Below are 14,060 nucleotides of genomic sequence, written 5' to 3'. Positions count from 1 at the left end.
AAAACGTTTTAAAAGACCGTGGACAGCTTCCAGCGCAGAATCCCTGCATCATTTGATGCAGGGATTTTCTTATGTATATCACCATTACCGCAGGACACAGTAACACCGACCCCGGCGCCGTCAACGGCAGCGACCGCGAGGCCGACATCGCGCAAGACATGCGCAACATCGTCGCTTCTATCCTCCGCACCGACCACGGATTGGAGGTTAAAACCGACGGTGAGGGCAAGGGCAATCTGCCTTTGCGAGAGGCAGTCAAACTCATCAAAGGCAGCCGCCTGGCCGTCGAGTTCCACACCAACGCGGCACTCAATAAAACCGCGACAGGCATTGAAGCCTTATCCACCCCAAAAAACAAAGCCGCCTGCCAGCGGCTCTGTCAAGCCGTGGCCGACATCAGCGGCTGGAAACTGCGCGGCGAGGGCGGTTATAAGCCCGACAACGCCGGCCAGCACAGCCGCTTAGCCTACGCCCAAGCCGGCGGCATCATCTTCGAGCCGTTTTTTATTTCCAACGACGCGGACTTAGCCCAATGGAAGCAAACCAAATGGAGCATCTGCCGCGCCATCGCTAACGCCATTGCCGAAGAGGTTCAATCATGAAAATCACTTCTAAAGACGGGAAATTCTTTGTGTTCGATGCAACCGAGAGCCTGTTGGTTAATATTCTGCGCAACTTGTTTACCCTTTCTATTCTGGCCTTCTGCATCTACATCAGCCGGGGCTCGACATGGTGGACATTTGTCAGCGGCTTAATGTTCATCGTTGGAATATTCAGCTGGCTGTTCGGTCAACTTAAGCGGGTGCTTACCTTTAATTCATGGGATGAATTCCGCGCTTGGGTCGAGCAGCAGGAGAAAAGCCGCCATGAATAGCCTTAAAAACTGGCTTGCCGGCGCCTTTACCAACCCGTCTACCGGCCAAGCCAGCCACACCAAGGTGTGGGCGAATGTGGCCTATACCGTGATGACCTACAAATTTGTCATGGCACCCGAACCGGTGGAGTGGATGTGGTGGAGCTACGGCTGCATTGTGGGTGGTTATGCCCTCATCAAGCGCGGCCTATCCATCATCCCGCAGCTGGAACAGATCAAACAACAGGGAGATCAAAATGTGGATGCTACCGACGAATAAATCTTTGCTGTACGCACTCGGCATCGGCCTGACATTGGCCAGCGTATACGGTGCGGGCTACACCCACGCACGCCGTATCTATCGCGGCGAAATCGCACAGCTGCAGCAGCGCCATACCGAGCAGGCGCTGGCCGCCGAACAAGCCTACAGCGCCAAGCTGGCCGAAGTCAGCGCGGAAAAACAGAAGTGGCACGACTTCGCACAGCAGCAATCGGCCAAGCTGGCTGAAACCACCCGTCAATTGGACACCCAAACCACACGCATCAAACAGGAGATAGCGAATGCAGTCAAAAACGATCAAAGCAGCGGCCGTTGTTATAGCGGCCTTGGCACTGGCAGCCTGCAGCTCTACAAACAAGCCCTTGGCTACACCGATTAAGGTGGTGGAGCGCCCGGTGCTGCCGCCCGCCGCTGCCGAACTGCTGGCCGAGCATCCGCGCCCGGCGCCGCCGGTATCGGGCAGCCCCACCGATTTGCTCAATCACGCCGCCGACTACGGCGCATGGTGCGGCAAACGCGACACCCAAGTGCGCGGGTGGCAGGAATGGTATCGGAGCAAGCAGTAATGGATATTTCAGACAGAGCCACCCAGCAGGAGGAGCTGGCGCGAGAGGAGGCACTACGCCAAATCAGGCTACCTGAAAATCCGGCCGCCACCTCGCTCTTGTACTGCGTGGATTGCGGCGCCCGCATCCCCAAACGTCGCCGCCTGGCCGTCCCCGGCTGTACCCGCTGCGTGGGCTGCCAGGCATACCAAGAAATCGGATACCCCTAATGATGGAAAACAAAACCTTTATCAGCATTGAGTTCTGGCAGCTGGTCGGTTTCCTGCTCTCTTTCCTCGGCGTGTGCTGGGGCTTCGGCAAGATGCTGTTGGCGCAGTTTCAAAACCAGCAGGCCGAGCGGCAGCGGCAGTTTGAGACCATGCGGCAAAAGCTGGAGAGCATGGACAACCAGTTCGCCGAGCAAAAGGCCATCCTGCCGGAAAAGTATGTTCTGCGCGAAGACTATATCCGCAACCAAGCCGTGCTGGAAGCCAAGATGGACAGCATCCAGCACACACTAACCGACCTGTACAAAATAGAAAGCCAAAAGAAATGAACGATAAAGCCCGCAGGGAAGGGATGCGCTGGCATCTGATCAACACCCTGAACAAAGCCCGGCCGTACACCTCCAGCGAAGTGTTTCTGTTGGACGTGATGCGCGGCATTTATCCCGATGCCACCGCATTGGAGCTGCGCCAGCAGCTCGAATATCTGAGCGACCGCCGCCTGATCGATCTGACCAAGCAGCCCGCCGGCATGTGGTTTGCCGACCTGACCCGGCTCGGTGTGGACTTGGCCGAATACACCATCGACTGCCAGCCCGGCATCGCCCGTCCGGACAAATACTGGGAGGGCTGATCATGGCACGCCGCAGTACCATTGCCCTATTGCCGGACGATGTCCGCCACGAGTTCGAACGCCGGCTGGCGGCCAATGCGTTCGGCAACTATACCGAGCTGACCGAATGGCTGAACGCACAGGGTTACGAAATCAGCCGTGCGGCCGTACACCGCTACGGCCAAAAGGTCGAGCGCCGATTTGCCAGCATCAAGGCCAGCACCGAAGCCGCCCGTCTGATTGCCGAGGGCGCATCCGATGAAGGCGACACCCGTTCCGAAGCCCTGATGGCGATGTTGCAGACTGAGCTGTTCGATGCATTGGTCGCCATTGGCGAGATACCGGATACCGAACTGAATGTGGTTGACCGCTTCGGCATGATGTCGGAGGCAGCCAAAAAGATTTCGGCACTCACTTCGGCCAGCACCCGCCTGAAGCAATGGCAGAGCAACCTGAAAGAGAAGATGGATGCTAAGTTTGCTGCGCTCGAAGCCGAATCGGCCAAGCAGGACAGCGGCCTCGACCCGGAAACGCTTAAGCGCATCAGGCAGGAAGTATACGGGGTGTTTTCATGACACAGCCGGCCTTAACCCTCTATCCCTACCAGCAGCGCTGGCTGGCCGACCACAGCCGCTTCAAAGTCGGTATGTTTGCCCGCCAGACGGGCAAAACCTTTACCACCACGCTGGAAATTGTATTGGACTGCTTAGATGCGGAATCGCAAGGCAAACGCACGCGCTGGGTTATCCTGTCACGTGGTGAACGGCAGGCTAAAGAAGCAATGAACGAAGGCGTGAAACGCCATCTGGAAGCGGCCGGCGTGGCCTGCGAAGTGATGCAGGTGCCGTTCGACGCCACCACCAATGCCTTAGAAGTGGTGCTGCCCGGCGGCAGCAAGATTACCGCGCTGCCCGCCAATCCCGACACCGCCCGCGGCTTCTCGGCCAATGTGTTTCTCGACGAGTTCGCCTTCCATAAAGACAGCCGCGAAATCTGGAAGGCGCTGTTCCCGGTCATCTCTGCCGGCTGGAAGCTGCGCGTGGTTTCCACGCCGAACGGCAAGGGCAACAAATTCTACGAGCTGGTTACCGACGAAAAGAATAAGGAATGGAGCCGCCACATCGTCGATATCCATCAGGCAGTGGCCGACGGTTTGCCACGCGATATCGAACAGCTGAAGGCCGGCCTGAACGATGACGATGCCTGGGCGCAGGAGTTTGAGCTGCAATGGCTGGACGAGGCCAGTGCCTGGCTGTCCTACGATCTGATTCACGGGGTGGAAGATGAGCAGGCCGGGTTACCTGAAAACTACACCGGTAATCCTTGTTATGTCGGCGTCGATATCGGCATCCGCAACGACCTATTTGTGATTTGGGTGTTGGAGCAGGTGGGCGACGTGATGTGGACGCGCGAACTGATTACCCGCCGCCGTGCCAGCTTCGCCGAGCAGGACGCCCTGCTGGACGAAGTGTTCGAACGTTACCGCGTCTTGCGCTGCTGCATGGATAAAACCGGCATGGGCGAAAAGCCGGTGGAAGACGCGCAACGCCGCCACGGCGAGAGCCGGGTGGAAGGCGTGCTGTTCAATACCGCTTCCAAACTGGCGCTGGCCACCATCGGCAAAGAGGCCTTCGAAGATAAGAAAATCCGTATCCCTATCGACCAACACCTGCGCAGCGACCTGCACAAGCTGCAAAAAACCACCTCCGCCACCGGTGCACCGCGCTTTGTGGCCGAATCCGACGCCAACGGTCACGCCGACCGAACTTGGGCGTGCTTTCTTGCCCTCAATGCAGCCGACGGTGAGACCGGCCCGGTACGTGTGGCCAGCCGTAAAATCCGCCGCCGCAGCCCCTTAACCCGAGGATACTGATATGGCCAAACCCCACTTCAAACTCAAAACCGCCAACGGCGCGGTTACCCTCCAACCCGCCGACCTGACCGCCCACCTCGCCGTTGCCCAACGCTTTTGGGGCATCGGCGGCTTCGGCGGCTATCTGCCCAATCCCGACCCCGTGTTGAAAAAGCTCGGGCGCGACATCTCGGTTTACCGCGAGCTGCTGTCCGACCCGATTGTCGCCGGCCATGTGCGCCGCCGAAAGTCGGCGGTGGCCGGTATGGAATGGCGCATCGAAGCCAACGGTGTGCCTGACACGGTCTGCGACACCATCGCCGAGCTGTTCTCCGGTTTTGACCTGTACCGCCTGATCAACCAAATCCTAGATGCCACCCTGTACGGCTATCAGCCCTTGGAAATCATCTGGCAGCGGGGCAGCCTGTGGCTGCCGGCCGAAATCGTGGCCAAACCGCAGGAGTGGTTTCAGTTCGACCAAGACGGGCAGCTGCGCTTCCGCCTTTCAGGCAGCCTGAATGACGAACCGGTACCGGCCTTCAAATTCCTGTGCCCGACCCACAATGCCAGCTACATCAACCCATACGGTATCGGCGATTTGTCCTGCATCTACTGGCCGACCATCTTCAAACGCGGCGGGCTGAAATTCTGGGCGGAGTTCTCGGAGAAGTTCGGCGCGCCGTGGATCATCGGTCGCGAGCCGCGCAGCAATACCGACCAAGACACCGACCGCCTGCTGGATGCGCTGGAACAGCTAATCGGCAACTCGGTGGCCACCATTCCCGATGACAGCAGCGTCGAAATCAAAGAGGCGGCGGGCAAGCAGGGCAGTGCCGATGTGTACGATCGATTTATCCGCTACTGCCGCTCCGAAATCGCCATTGCGCTGCTCGGCCAAGACCAGACCACCGAGAAAGACAGCACCCACGCCAGCGCCACCGCCGGTTTGGAGGTAACCAAGGATATTCGGGACAACGACTGCCGCATCGTCGAAGGCTGCCTGAACCAGCTCATCGACTGGATCTGCGGTTTCAACTTCGCCGCCGACACCCCGCGCCCGCAATTTGTCTTGTATACCGAAGAAGCAGGCGACAAGACCTTGGCCGAACGCGACCAAATCCTGACCGGCTGCGGTGTCAGATTATCCGAAAGCTACTGGAAACGCGCCTACAACCTGAGCGATGACGATATTGTTCAGGTAGCCTCTCCGACAAATGCGACGCCGGCGTCACCTTTGGCCGACTTCGCCGAACACCGGCCGGCTGCCGATGCCGGCTTGGTCATCGACGCCCTCGCCCCTCTTTCAGGCAGCCTTGACGCACAGGGGCAGGCATTAACCGATATCTTGATTGGCAGCCTGAAACAGGGGGCGGCCACGCCCGAAGCGGTACTGGACAGGCTGACCGCCGCTTATCCGAATATGGATGATGCCGCGCTTCAAGAGGAATTGGCACGCTTAATCTTCCTGGCCGAACTGGTCGGCAGAGTGGAAGCTGCTGAGGAGCTGGCCGAATGAATCCTGAAGACATTAAAACTATCTTCGACATGCAGCCCGAAGCCGCCGTGGCCTATCTGCAGCAGAAAGGCATCAACGTATCGTGGGACTGGCAGGATATGCTGGATGATGCGCACGCCACCGCCTTCACCGTGGCCAAAACCGCCGGCATGGATGTGGTTTCGGACATCTATGCTGCCGTGGTTAAAGCCGCCGAAAGCGGGCAGACCTTGGAGCAGTTCGGCGAGCAGCTGACGCCGGTATTGCAGGCCAAAGGCTGGTGGGGCAGGCAGGACGTGCCGCACCCGGACACGGGCGAAATCCAGACCGTGCGCCTGGGCAGCCCGCACCGCCTGAAAACCATCTACCTGACCAATATGCAGTCGGCCTATATGGCCGGACGCTATGCCGAGATGATGGGTGCGGCCGACACCCATCCCTATTGGGAGTATGTGGCGGTCAACGACGAGCGCACCCGCGAAACCCACCGCCTGCTGAACGGCAGCGTTTATGCCGCCGATGACCCGGTGTGGGACAGCCTGTATCCGCCCTTGGACTACCGCTGCCGCTGCCGGGTTCGACCCTTGTCGCGCAGCCGTGGGGCAGACCGGGTAAAACCCAGCCCGCAGCTGGAAACCCAAACCGTGGACATCGGTGTCAACCAATATACCGGCGAAGAACGACATGCCCGGCGCACCGGCATCCGCATCAACGGACAGTTCGTCGCCCCCAATGCCGGCTTCAATGCCAACCAAGGCAAAGCCATGCTCTCGCGCATGGCTTCGGTGGCAGTGGACAAAGCGCAGGCCGCCCATCCTGATATTGCCCGTGTGGCGCTGCGGCAGATGATGGGCAACGAGCGTTTCAAATCCTCGCTCAATGTCGCCCAATTGGCTTGGGTGCTGCAATTATTGAGGGGGTGATGGCTATGGTGTATCTAGACTGGAATCCCGATGACGAGCATAGCGGCGATGTACAAGTCGACCGTGCATACGATTTGAGTTCCATTTTATTGAGCTATAACGGCCTGACCGTCCGTCTGGACGGACATCAGGCATTCGTCATCATGCAGGGGCTGGCCGAGGTGTTGAACTACGAACTGTTAGAACGCGCACTCGGGGAGGAAGACGATGCTTGAAATCAGCCTGGACGACAGCGACCTGAAACGCGGCCTCGGGCAGCTGCTGCACAATGCCCGCCACCCGCACCCGATGATGCGAGCCATTGCCGCCGAACTGCTCAGCATCACCGAAGACAACTTCGCCCACGAAAGCTGGGGCGGCAAAAAATGGCCGGACAATGCGCGCGGCGGCAAAATCCTGCAAAAGAGCGGGCAGCTGGCCGCCAGCATCCACACTGCCTCTGGCAGCAACTTCGCCCGCATCGGCACCAACAAACCCTACGCCGCCATCCACCAGTTCGGCGGCACCATCAAAGCCAAAAACAAACCCTATCTTGTATTCAAAGTCGGCGACGGCTTCCGCAGGGTCAAACAAGTCAAAATCCCGGCACGCCCCTACCTGCCGATGAGCAAAGGCGGTACACTTCAGGCCGGCGCCGAATCACGCCTTCTGGATGTCGCCCTCGATGCTTTGGCACAGGGTGTCCGAAAATAAAAAAGCGGGCAAATCCGCCCGCTCCATTTTGTTGCACCCAGTGCAACGTTGTTACAAATTTCCTATCCCCCTTCATCCATCCTCATCCAACTTAATCCCATTTATCTCACAGACCCCTTATATTTATCTCACTGGGTTTCATATAACCCAGCCTTCCCCAATCCAACCACACCCTTCCGCCATGACCGACACCGCCACCCTCCAGCTCGCCAAACAACTCATTGCCCAGCCCTCCATCACCCCACACGACCACGGCTGCCAAGACATCATCGCCGAGCGCCTGCGCGCCATCGGCTTCACCATCGAAGCGCTCCCCTTCGGCCACACCCGCAATCTCTGGGCACGGCTCGGCAGCGGTACCCCCCTGCTCTGCTTCGCCGGCCACACCGACGTCGTCCCACCCGGCCCCCTCGAAGAATGGACCTCCCCTCCCTTCCAACCCGCCGAACGCCACGGCAAACTCTACGGCCGTGGCACCGCCGACATGAAAACCAGCATCGCCTGTTTCATCACCGCCTGCGAACGCTTTACCGCCGCCCACCCCCATTTTTCAGGTAGCCTCGCCCTCCTCATCACCTCCGACGAAGAAGGCGACGGCCGCGACGGCACCACCCGCGTCGTCGACACCCTGCGCGCCCGCGGCGAACACATCGACTACTGCATCGTCGGCGAACCCACCGCCGAACACACCCTAGGCGATACCATCAAAAACGGCCGCCGCGGCTCCCTCTCCGGCAACCTCACCATCCACGGCAAACAAGGCCACATCGCCTACCCCCACCTCGCCGCCAACCCCGTCCACCTCGCCGCCCCCGCCCTCGCCCAGCTCACCGCCGAACACTGGGACAGCGGCAACGCCTATTTCCCCCCCACCGGATTCCAAATCTCCAACATCCACGCCGGCACCGGCGCCACCAACGTCATCCCCGGCAGCCTGTCCGTCCAATTCAACTTCCGCTTCTCCACCGAATCCAGCGCTCAAAGCCTGCAACAGCGCGTAGAAGCCATTTTGCAGCAACACCGCCTGAATTACGACATCCAATGGCAGCTCTCCGGCAAGCCCTTCCTCACCCCCGCCGGCCGCCTCACCCAAGCCGCCCAAGCCGCCATTGCCGAAGAATGCCGCATCCAAGCTGCCCTCTCCACCGGCGGCGGCACCTCCGACGGCCGCTTCATCAAAGCCATCGCCCGCGAACTCATCGAGCTCGGCCCCGTCAACCAAAGCATCCACCAAATCGACGAACACATCGAGCTCGCCGCCATCCCCCGCCTCTCCGCCATCTACGAAAACATCCTCCGCCGCCTGCTATTAGATTGACACAGCAAGCAAAAATTTTCAGGTAGCCTGCATCCGCCACAGGCTACCTGAAAACATAGTGGATTCAATTTAAACCGCTACCGCGTTGGCTCACCCCGTCCCGATTTTTGTGAATCCGCTATATACCCCATCACAACAAAACACTTTTCAGGTAGCCTCTCCCGCATCCAAGAGGCTACCTGAAAAACAAACGGAGCAAGTTTCACCAAACACAACGCCTTGCCACAAAGGCAGTATTCTCATCCCGCCCAAAATACCAAAGGCCGCCCCGCCCTCCGGCGAAACAGCCTTTCCACATCACAACACCCTAAGCCGTGTGCTCAAACACCGCCCCCTTCTCCGCCACCACACTCTCCGGAGGCACCCCGCGCAACTCCGCCAGCTTGGCCGCAATCTGCGCCTGCGCCGCCGCACACAATTCCTGCCGCGTTTTACCCTGCGGCGCAATCGGCTCCAGGAAATACAGCACCGCCTCACTGCGCCGCTGCGGCAAAATCCGGCAAAACGACTGCCACAGGCTCATCTCGCCATAATAAGCCATATCGATATTCGGGCTGCCGTCCGCATTCGGATAATACGACAACACCGGCCACACCGCCTGATTGCCCACCACCGCCGTATCAAACAGCCCGCTCTTAAACGGCTTGATGCCCGTACCGTCCGTGCTCGTCCCCTCCGGGAACACCACCGCATAATCCTTTTCCGCCAAAATCTGCAGCAACACCTCCATCACCTGCTGCGAAGACTGCCGGCTGCCGCGCTTGATAAACACCGTGTCCACCCGCTCCACCAGCCAGCCGATCACCGGCCAGTCGCGCACCTCCTGTTTGGCCACAAAGCGCACGGCCTGCACCGAATTAATCAGGAAAATATCCAGCCACGACACATGGTTGCCCACCATAAACTGGCCGCCCTCGGCAAAAAACCGCTCCGCGCCGTGCACCGTCAGGTTCACGCCGAACACCTTCATACACTGCCGCGACCAGCGCCGAATACGCCATTGGCGCTTCGCCTTATCTTCACGGCCGAAAAACAAGGCTACCTGAAAGCAGCCCCACAGCAAAATGGCGGCCACCCCAAATAGCCTGGCAATCAGTCTGAGCCTACGCATCAGCTAACCTTGTTTCCTGATTTATTTCACAAAATGCTTGGCATAACGCGGATCGATGTTTTTCATCGGCATCATCACCAGCATATCGGCGCTGCCGAAATCCTTGTCCCAATGCGGTTCGCCGCAAATCCACACGCCCGCACGCAGATAGCCCTTCATCAGCGGGGGTGCCTCCACGTCCAAATCCTGCCGCAGCTGATCCAGCGGCAGCGGCACTTTCGGGAACACGCGGTATTCCTCCGGCGAATAATGCGTCTGCTTCAGCTTGTGGAACAGGCTGGCGGCATAATCCCCGCCGTCGTCCATGTGCACACTGCCGCAGCCGATCATGTATTCCAGGCCATGCGCCTGCATAAAGCCGATCAAACCCATCCACAACAGCGAAATGGTGCCGCCGGTGCGGTAATCCTTATGCACACAGGCACGGCCCAGCTCCACCGTTTTCGGCAAGATATGCCGGATGCGCGACAAATCGAATTCGGAATCGGAATACCAGCCGCCCGCCGCCTTGGCCGCTTCTTCGGTAATCAGCCGGTAGGTGCCGATGATGCGGCCGCTGGTTTTGTCGCGCACGATCAGGTGGCGGCAGAATTCATCGTAGCGGTCGATGTCGCGGCCGTCTTCGCCGTGGATGCCGGCGCCCATTTCCAGGCCGAATATCTCGTAGCGCAGGCGTTGCGCTTCCGCCACGGCATCCGCTTCGCGGGTAACGGACACTTCAAGGCTGCCGCCGTCTACGAGAAGCCATTCTTGGTCTTTTGTCTGTTGCATGGGTTGCTCCGGAAAACGTGCTACATTCGCACAGGCCGAACTGTAAAGCCACACGGCGCAAGAGGCAAGCAAATTGTGCTCACCTGCCGCAAGAAACAAAGTCCACACCAAACATAAGCCGCGAATTCGGCTGGCTGTTTTGCAACATACTCAAGACAACAGCCAGCCAACCGTTTCCCTTTTGCTCACCATTTTTCAGGTAGCCTCCAAGCAAGCCGCGCAACCCGCCGCAATCATCACACACCGCATTCAACCCAGCCGCCCCAATAAGGCTACCTGAAAAAGCAGCAGCCATGCCGCGCACATACCCTCCTGCCGACCACACGGCAAATCTGTCCCATTGTGTGGCTTCCCGCGTTTCTCACACCATCCCTATCGCGATAAAACTTGAACCAAGCATCTTTTCTATGGTATAAAGCAAGTTTCGTTTCTATCTAATATTTTTGAAGTTTGGAGAATAACCATGGCACGAGTTTGCAAAGTAACCGGAAAGCGGCCGATGTCCGGTAACAACGTATCGCACGCCAACAACAAAACCAAGCGCCGTTTTTTGCCGAACCTGCAATCGCGCCGTTTCTGGGTTGAAAGCGAAAACCGCTGGGTGCGTATCCGTGTTTCCAACGCAGCTTTGCGTTTGATCGACAAAGTCGGCATTGACGCCGTTTTGGCCGATTTGCGCGCACGCGGCGAAGCCTAACCATCATTTAAGGAATCAGAGTCATGCGCGATAAAATCAAGCTGGAATCTAGCGCCGGTACCGGCCATTTCTACACCACCACCAAAAACAAGCGGACCATGGCCGGCAAATTCGAAATCAAAAAATTCGATCCGGTTGCCCGCAAACACGTGGTTTACAAAGAAGCCAAGCTGAAATAAGTATTTCGGCCGAGCTTCACACCGAGACACTGCATTCTCTGCCCAGCAAGAGGATGCAGTTTTCTACATCTGCGTCCGGTAAAACCGTCGTTAAATCGGGCAAATTCAAGGCACAGCGTGCAATCTGCCCTACCCCGCTATCCGATAAACGGTATACTGTGCGCCGCATTGTGGCTACCTGAAAAATAATATCTGTCCCGATGCCGCCGCTTTTGCAGCAGTTTCCGCACAATCCAAACCTTGCAGGCTGCCGCGTGCAGCCTGCGGAGCAAATCCCACCATGCTTTCCCTAGAAACCTGGATCGGCCTGCGCTATATGCGCGCCAAAAAACGTAACGGCCTGATGTCCATCATCAGCATTATTTCGATCCTCGGCATCGCCACCGGCGTGACCGCGCTGATTGTGGTGCTTTCCGTGATGAACGGCTTTCAAAAAGAAATCCGCGGCCAGCTACTGCAAGTTACCCCGCATATGCAGCTGAACTATCTGCAGGCCGAGCCTGGCGACGACTGGCACAGCTTGGCTAAAATCGCTCAGGCCAATCCGCGCGTGCTGGGTGTGGCACCGTATGTGAGCGGGCAGGCGCTGCTGGCCAATTCCGGCGAAGTGCAGGGCGTGCAGGTGAAAGGCATCGACCCGGCCGAAGAGCCGAAAGTGTCCGAATACGGCAGCAAACTGCCCAACGAGCTCTATCAGCAGCTTCATCCCGGCCAGTTTGAAATGATTTTGGGCAAAGACATTGCCGACCGCCTGGGCGTGCAGCCGGGAGAAAAGGTTACCCTGATTTCGCCCGAAGGCAACGTAACGCCCATCGGCATGGTGCCGCGCATGAAGCAGTTTACTGTGGTGGCCACCGTGTCTACCGGCATTTTCGCGGTGGACAACAGCCTCTCCGTCATCCACATCGATGACGCGAAAACCCTCTACCGCGCGGGCGACGGCGATGTGGGCGTGCAGCTGCGCCTGTCGCAGCCGGAAACCGTGCCGGACGTTACCGCCATGATCGTGCCTGCCGAAGAACGTGACAAAATCGCCGCCTACGACTGGACCTACCAAAACCGCGACTATTTCCAAGCCGTGGAAGTGGAGAAAAAAATGATGTTCGTGATCATGTTCTTCATCAGCCTGGTGGCCTCCATCAACCTGATTTCCACGCTGATTATGACTGTAACCGAAAAACAGGCCGCCATCGCCATCCTGCGCACGCTCGGCCTGCCGCCGCGCGGCATCATGAAAATCTTCCTGGTGCAGGGCACGCTGCTGGGCGTGGTCGGTACCGCCATCGGCGTGGCGCTGGGCATCACTGTGGCGCTAAACGTGGGCGGCATCGTGGCCGGTATTGAGCAGCTGGCCGGGCGCAAGCTGGTTACCTCCGCCATCTATTTCATCGACTACATGCCCTCGCAAGTAAAACTTTCCGACGTACTGGCCATCGTGAGCATTTCCCTCGGCCTCTCCTTCGTGGCCACCCTGCTGCCGAGCTGGCGCGCATCCAAAACCCAACCCGCGGAGGCCCTGCGCTATGAATAAAGAATGGGTAATCGAATGCCGCAACGTGGGTAAAACCTACGACGACGGCAGCCTCAAAGTGGAAGTATTGCACGATGTGGATTTTCAGGTAGCCTCAGGCGAAGGCATCGGCATCATCGGCGCCTCCGGCAGCGGCAAATCCACCCTGCTGCACATCCTCGGTGGGCTAGACAAACCCACCAGCGGCGAAGTCAGCATCAAAGGCCAGGGCCTGAACAGCCTCTCGCAGCTCGCCATCGGCCGGCTGCGCAATCGCCACTTAGGCTTCGTGTATCAGTTCCACCACCTGCTGCCCGAATTTTCCGCGCTGGAAAACGTGATGATGCCGCTCTTGGTGGCGCGCCGCAGCAAGGCCGAAGCCCAGGCCGCCGCCGCCGAAATCCTAGAAAAAGTCGGCCTCGGCAGCCGCATGACGCACCGCCCCGGCGAACTTTCCGGCGGAGAACGCCAACGTGCCGCCATCGCCCGCGCATTGGTCACCAAGCCCGACTGCCTGCTGGCCGACGAGCCCACCGGCAACCTCGACCGCAAAAACACCAGCCACGCGCTCGACATGATGCTCGAACTCAAACGCGAGCTGGGCACCGCCCTCATCGTAGTCACCCACGACGAGCAGCTCGCCAAACGCTTCGACCGCGTGCTCACCATGGACGACGGCAGCCTGCGCGGCTGAGCCCGCCCGCCGCATCAAACCAAGCCGCCGAACGGAATCATCCTTCGGCGGCTTGGTTTTGGGCACAATTCAGGTCAGGCTACCTGAAAGCGCAGCTTCAACGCAGTTAAAACGATGTTTCCGAAGGAAGCTGAGTTTCTGCGAAGCTAAAAACAGAAAATAAACTTTTTCAGGTAGCCTCTAGCTTGAAGTGTAGAAATCAGTAGCGTTGTTTACAGTATTTCTAGGAGAATACTGAAACATGAACATGCACAAAAATACCCGACTCACCCCGCACCACCGCCAAGCCATCTGGCTGGCTT

22 protein-coding genes and 1 pseudogene are annotated in these 14,060 nt (G+C 58.5%); 20 read left to right on the top strand and 3 right to left on the bottom strand.

Features of this window, described 5'->3' with window-relative positions; translation table 11 throughout:
• Positions 1-71: 71 nt before the first annotated feature.
• The 15 genes from H9Q10_RS05535 (at position 72) to dapE (ending at position 8,796) form a co-directional block, all read left to right on the top strand.
• Positions 72-602: an N-acetylmuramoyl-L-alanine amidase gene (locus tag H9Q10_RS05535; protein ID WP_197903018.1), complete on the top strand. Its 531-nt coding sequence runs from the start codon at positions 72-74 to the stop codon at positions 600-602.
• Positions 599-874: a hypothetical protein gene (locus H9Q10_RS05530; protein WP_197903017.1), complete on the top strand. Its 276-nt coding sequence runs from the start codon at positions 599-601 to the stop codon at positions 872-874. Before H9Q10_RS05535 ends, H9Q10_RS05530 begins: the two co-directional genes overlap by 4 nt.
• Positions 867-1,133 carry a hypothetical protein gene (locus H9Q10_RS05525; RefSeq protein WP_009425429.1) on the top strand — a complete coding sequence of 89 codons (267 nt, stop codon included), beginning with the start codon at positions 867-869 and terminating at the stop codon, positions 1,131-1,133. The genes H9Q10_RS05530 and H9Q10_RS05525 overlap by 8 nt, the downstream gene beginning before the upstream one ends.
• Complete coding sequence (locus H9Q10_RS05520) at positions 1,111-1,512, top strand: hypothetical protein (RefSeq protein ID WP_197903016.1); 402 nt, start codon at positions 1,111-1,113, stop codon at positions 1,510-1,512. Before H9Q10_RS05525 ends, H9Q10_RS05520 begins: the two co-directional genes overlap by 23 nt.
• The gene (locus H9Q10_RS05515) at positions 1,496-1,699 is read left to right on the top strand and encodes a hypothetical protein (protein WP_064087582.1); all 204 of its coding nucleotides are present in this window, start codon (positions 1,496-1,498) and stop codon (positions 1,697-1,699) included. Before H9Q10_RS05520 ends, H9Q10_RS05515 begins: the two co-directional genes overlap by 17 nt.
• On the top strand, positions 1,699-1,908 hold the full coding sequence (locus tag H9Q10_RS05510; protein ID WP_067527790.1) for a TraR/DksA C4-type zinc finger protein: 210 nt from the start codon (positions 1,699-1,701) through the stop codon (positions 1,906-1,908). Before H9Q10_RS05515 ends, H9Q10_RS05510 begins: the two co-directional genes overlap by 1 nt.
• Before the next feature lie 2 nt (positions 1,909-1,910).
• Positions 1,911-2,234: a membrane protein gene (locus H9Q10_RS05505; protein ID WP_036495617.1), complete on the top strand. Its 324-nt coding sequence runs from the start codon at positions 1,911-1,913 to the stop codon at positions 2,232-2,234.
• The gene (locus H9Q10_RS05500) at positions 2,231-2,536 is read left to right on the top strand and encodes a hypothetical protein (RefSeq protein ID WP_009425424.1); all 306 of its coding nucleotides are present in this window, start codon (positions 2,231-2,233) and stop codon (positions 2,534-2,536) included. Before H9Q10_RS05505 ends, H9Q10_RS05500 begins: the two co-directional genes overlap by 4 nt.
• 2 nt (positions 2,537-2,538) lie before the next feature.
• Positions 2,539-3,090, top strand: coding sequence for a DUF3486 family protein (locus H9Q10_RS05495; protein WP_035574110.1), 552 nt, complete (start codon positions 2,539-2,541; stop codon positions 3,088-3,090).
• On the top strand, positions 3,087-4,388 hold the full coding sequence (locus H9Q10_RS05490; protein WP_197903015.1) for a terminase large subunit domain-containing protein: 1,302 nt from the start codon (positions 3,087-3,089) through the stop codon (positions 4,386-4,388). The genes H9Q10_RS05495 and H9Q10_RS05490 overlap by 4 nt, the downstream gene beginning before the upstream one ends.
• Position 4,389: 1 nt before the next feature.
• Positions 4,390-5,883 carry a DUF935 domain-containing protein gene (locus tag H9Q10_RS05485; RefSeq protein WP_197903014.1) on the top strand — a complete coding sequence of 498 codons (1,494 nt, stop codon included), beginning with the start codon at positions 4,390-4,392 and terminating at the stop codon, positions 5,881-5,883.
• Positions 5,880-6,785 carry a phage head morphogenesis protein gene (locus H9Q10_RS05480; protein ID WP_197903013.1) on the top strand — a complete coding sequence of 302 codons (906 nt, stop codon included), beginning with the start codon at positions 5,880-5,882 and terminating at the stop codon, positions 6,783-6,785. The genes H9Q10_RS05485 and H9Q10_RS05480 overlap by 4 nt, the downstream gene beginning before the upstream one ends.
• Positions 6,785-7,000, top strand: a complete 216-nt coding sequence (locus H9Q10_RS05475; RefSeq protein ID WP_049258200.1) for a hypothetical protein — start codon at positions 6,785-6,787, stop codon at positions 6,998-7,000. The genes H9Q10_RS05480 and H9Q10_RS05475 overlap by 1 nt, the downstream gene beginning before the upstream one ends.
• Positions 6,993-7,478, top strand: coding sequence for a phage virion morphogenesis protein (locus tag H9Q10_RS05470; RefSeq protein ID WP_197903012.1), 486 nt, complete (start codon positions 6,993-6,995; stop codon positions 7,476-7,478). Before H9Q10_RS05475 ends, H9Q10_RS05470 begins: the two co-directional genes overlap by 8 nt.
• 181 nt (positions 7,479-7,659) lie before the next feature.
• The gene (gene dapE, locus H9Q10_RS05465) at positions 7,660-8,796 is read left to right on the top strand and encodes a succinyl-diaminopimelate desuccinylase (RefSeq protein WP_197903011.1); all 1,137 of its coding nucleotides are present in this window, start codon (positions 7,660-7,662) and stop codon (positions 8,794-8,796) included.
• Positions 8,797-9,103: 307 nt separating this feature from the next.
• Here dapE and H9Q10_RS05460 read toward each other — a convergent pair whose 3' ends face one another.
• From H9Q10_RS05460 to H9Q10_RS05450, 3 genes are all read right to left on the bottom strand, one after another.
• Positions 9,104-9,907 carry a lysophospholipid acyltransferase family protein gene (locus H9Q10_RS05460; protein WP_197903010.1) on the bottom strand — a complete coding sequence of 268 codons (804 nt, stop codon included), beginning with the start codon at positions 9,905-9,907 and terminating at the stop codon, positions 9,104-9,106.
• Positions 9,908-9,928: 21 nt separating this feature from the next.
• Positions 9,929-10,678: a GNAT family N-acetyltransferase gene (locus H9Q10_RS05455; RefSeq protein WP_197903009.1), complete on the bottom strand. Its 750-nt coding sequence runs from the start codon at positions 10,676-10,678 to the stop codon at positions 9,929-9,931.
• 79 nt (positions 10,679-10,757) lie between these two features.
• Complete coding sequence (locus H9Q10_RS05450; protein WP_197903008.1) at positions 10,758-10,982, bottom strand: hypothetical protein; 225 nt, start codon at positions 10,980-10,982, stop codon at positions 10,758-10,760.
• A gap of 159 nt (positions 10,983-11,141) precedes the next feature.
• Here H9Q10_RS05450 and rpmB point away from each other — a divergent pair, with 159 nt between their 5' ends.
• The 5 genes and pseudogenes from rpmB to H9Q10_RS12380 all read left to right on the top strand — a co-directional run.
• Complete coding sequence (rpmB, locus tag H9Q10_RS05445) at positions 11,142-11,375, top strand: 50S ribosomal protein L28 (RefSeq protein WP_197903007.1); 234 nt, start codon at positions 11,142-11,144, stop codon at positions 11,373-11,375.
• Between the two features lie 23 nt (positions 11,376-11,398).
• Positions 11,399-11,554, top strand: a complete 156-nt coding sequence (gene rpmG / locus H9Q10_RS05440; protein ID WP_197903006.1) for a 50S ribosomal protein L33 — start codon at positions 11,399-11,401, stop codon at positions 11,552-11,554.
• A 280-nt stretch (positions 11,555-11,834) separates the two neighbouring features.
• Positions 11,835-13,085, top strand: a complete 1,251-nt coding sequence (locus H9Q10_RS05435; RefSeq protein WP_197903005.1) for a lipoprotein-releasing ABC transporter permease subunit — start codon at positions 11,835-11,837, stop codon at positions 13,083-13,085.
• Positions 13,078-13,758 carry a lipoprotein-releasing ABC transporter ATP-binding protein LolD gene (gene lolD, locus H9Q10_RS05430; protein WP_197903004.1) on the top strand — a complete coding sequence of 227 codons (681 nt, stop codon included), beginning with the start codon at positions 13,078-13,080 and terminating at the stop codon, positions 13,756-13,758. The genes H9Q10_RS05435 and lolD overlap by 8 nt, the downstream gene beginning before the upstream one ends.
• A gap of 241 nt (positions 13,759-13,999) precedes the next feature.
• Positions 14,000-14,060, top strand: a pseudogene (locus tag H9Q10_RS12380) (helix-turn-helix domain-containing protein); the annotation flags it as partial.

Origin of the sequence: Eikenella glucosivorans, from assembly GCF_016025525.2 — a bacterium.
Classification (GTDB): domain Bacteria; phylum Pseudomonadota; class Gammaproteobacteria; order Burkholderiales; family Neisseriaceae; genus Eikenella; species Eikenella glucosivorans.
The sequence above is the reverse complement of the archived record's forward strand: the minus strand, read 5'-3'. Positions and strand labels throughout refer to the sequence as shown.

Bases quoted from the DNA above. Each gene is read 5' to 3' on its own strand.
- H9Q10_RS05490 (WP_197903015.1), top strand. From the start codon at position 3,087: ATGACACAGCCGGCCTTAACCCTCTATCCCTACCAGCAGCGCTGGCTG.
- H9Q10_RS05535 (WP_197903018.1), top strand. From the start codon at position 72: ATGTATATCACCATTACCGCAGGACACAGTAACACCGACCCCGGCGCC.
- rpmB (WP_197903007.1), top strand. From the start codon at position 11,142: ATGGCACGAGTTTGCAAAGTAACCGGAAAGCGGCCGATGTCCGGTAAC.
- H9Q10_RS05520 (WP_197903016.1), top strand. From the start codon at position 1,111: ATGTGGATGCTACCGACGAATAAATCTTTGCTGTACGCACTCGGCATC.
- H9Q10_RS05530 (WP_197903017.1), top strand. From the start codon at position 599: ATGAAAATCACTTCTAAAGACGGGAAATTCTTTGTGTTCGATGCAACC.
- H9Q10_RS05470 (WP_197903012.1), top strand. From the start codon at position 6,993: ATGCTTGAAATCAGCCTGGACGACAGCGACCTGAAACGCGGCCTCGGG.
- H9Q10_RS05475 (WP_049258200.1), top strand. From the start codon at position 6,785: ATGGCTATGGTGTATCTAGACTGGAATCCCGATGACGAGCATAGCGGC.
- H9Q10_RS05485 (WP_197903014.1), top strand. From the start codon at position 4,390: ATGGCCAAACCCCACTTCAAACTCAAAACCGCCAACGGCGCGGTTACC.
- H9Q10_RS05480 (WP_197903013.1), top strand. From the start codon at position 5,880: ATGAATCCTGAAGACATTAAAACTATCTTCGACATGCAGCCCGAAGCC.
- H9Q10_RS05510 (WP_067527790.1), top strand. From the start codon at position 1,699: ATGGATATTTCAGACAGAGCCACCCAGCAGGAGGAGCTGGCGCGAGAG.
- H9Q10_RS05500 (WP_009425424.1), top strand. From the start codon at position 2,231: ATGAACGATAAAGCCCGCAGGGAAGGGATGCGCTGGCATCTGATCAAC.
- H9Q10_RS05460 (WP_197903010.1), bottom strand. From the start codon at position 9,907: ATGCGTAGGCTCAGACTGATTGCCAGGCTATTTGGGGTGGCCGCCATT.
- H9Q10_RS05525 (WP_009425429.1), top strand. From the start codon at position 867: ATGAATAGCCTTAAAAACTGGCTTGCCGGCGCCTTTACCAACCCGTCT.
- H9Q10_RS05455 (WP_197903009.1), bottom strand. From the start codon at position 10,678: ATGCAACAGACAAAAGACCAAGAATGGCTTCTCGTAGACGGCGGCAGC.
- rpmG (WP_197903006.1), top strand. From the start codon at position 11,399: ATGCGCGATAAAATCAAGCTGGAATCTAGCGCCGGTACCGGCCATTTC.
- dapE (WP_197903011.1), top strand. From the start codon at position 7,660: ATGACCGACACCGCCACCCTCCAGCTCGCCAAACAACTCATTGCCCAG.
- H9Q10_RS05435 (WP_197903005.1), top strand. From the start codon at position 11,835: ATGCTTTCCCTAGAAACCTGGATCGGCCTGCGCTATATGCGCGCCAAA.
- H9Q10_RS05505 (WP_036495617.1), top strand. From the start codon at position 1,911: ATGGAAAACAAAACCTTTATCAGCATTGAGTTCTGGCAGCTGGTCGGT.
- H9Q10_RS05495 (WP_035574110.1), top strand. From the start codon at position 2,539: ATGGCACGCCGCAGTACCATTGCCCTATTGCCGGACGATGTCCGCCAC.
- lolD (WP_197903004.1), top strand. From the start codon at position 13,078: ATGAATAAAGAATGGGTAATCGAATGCCGCAACGTGGGTAAAACCTAC.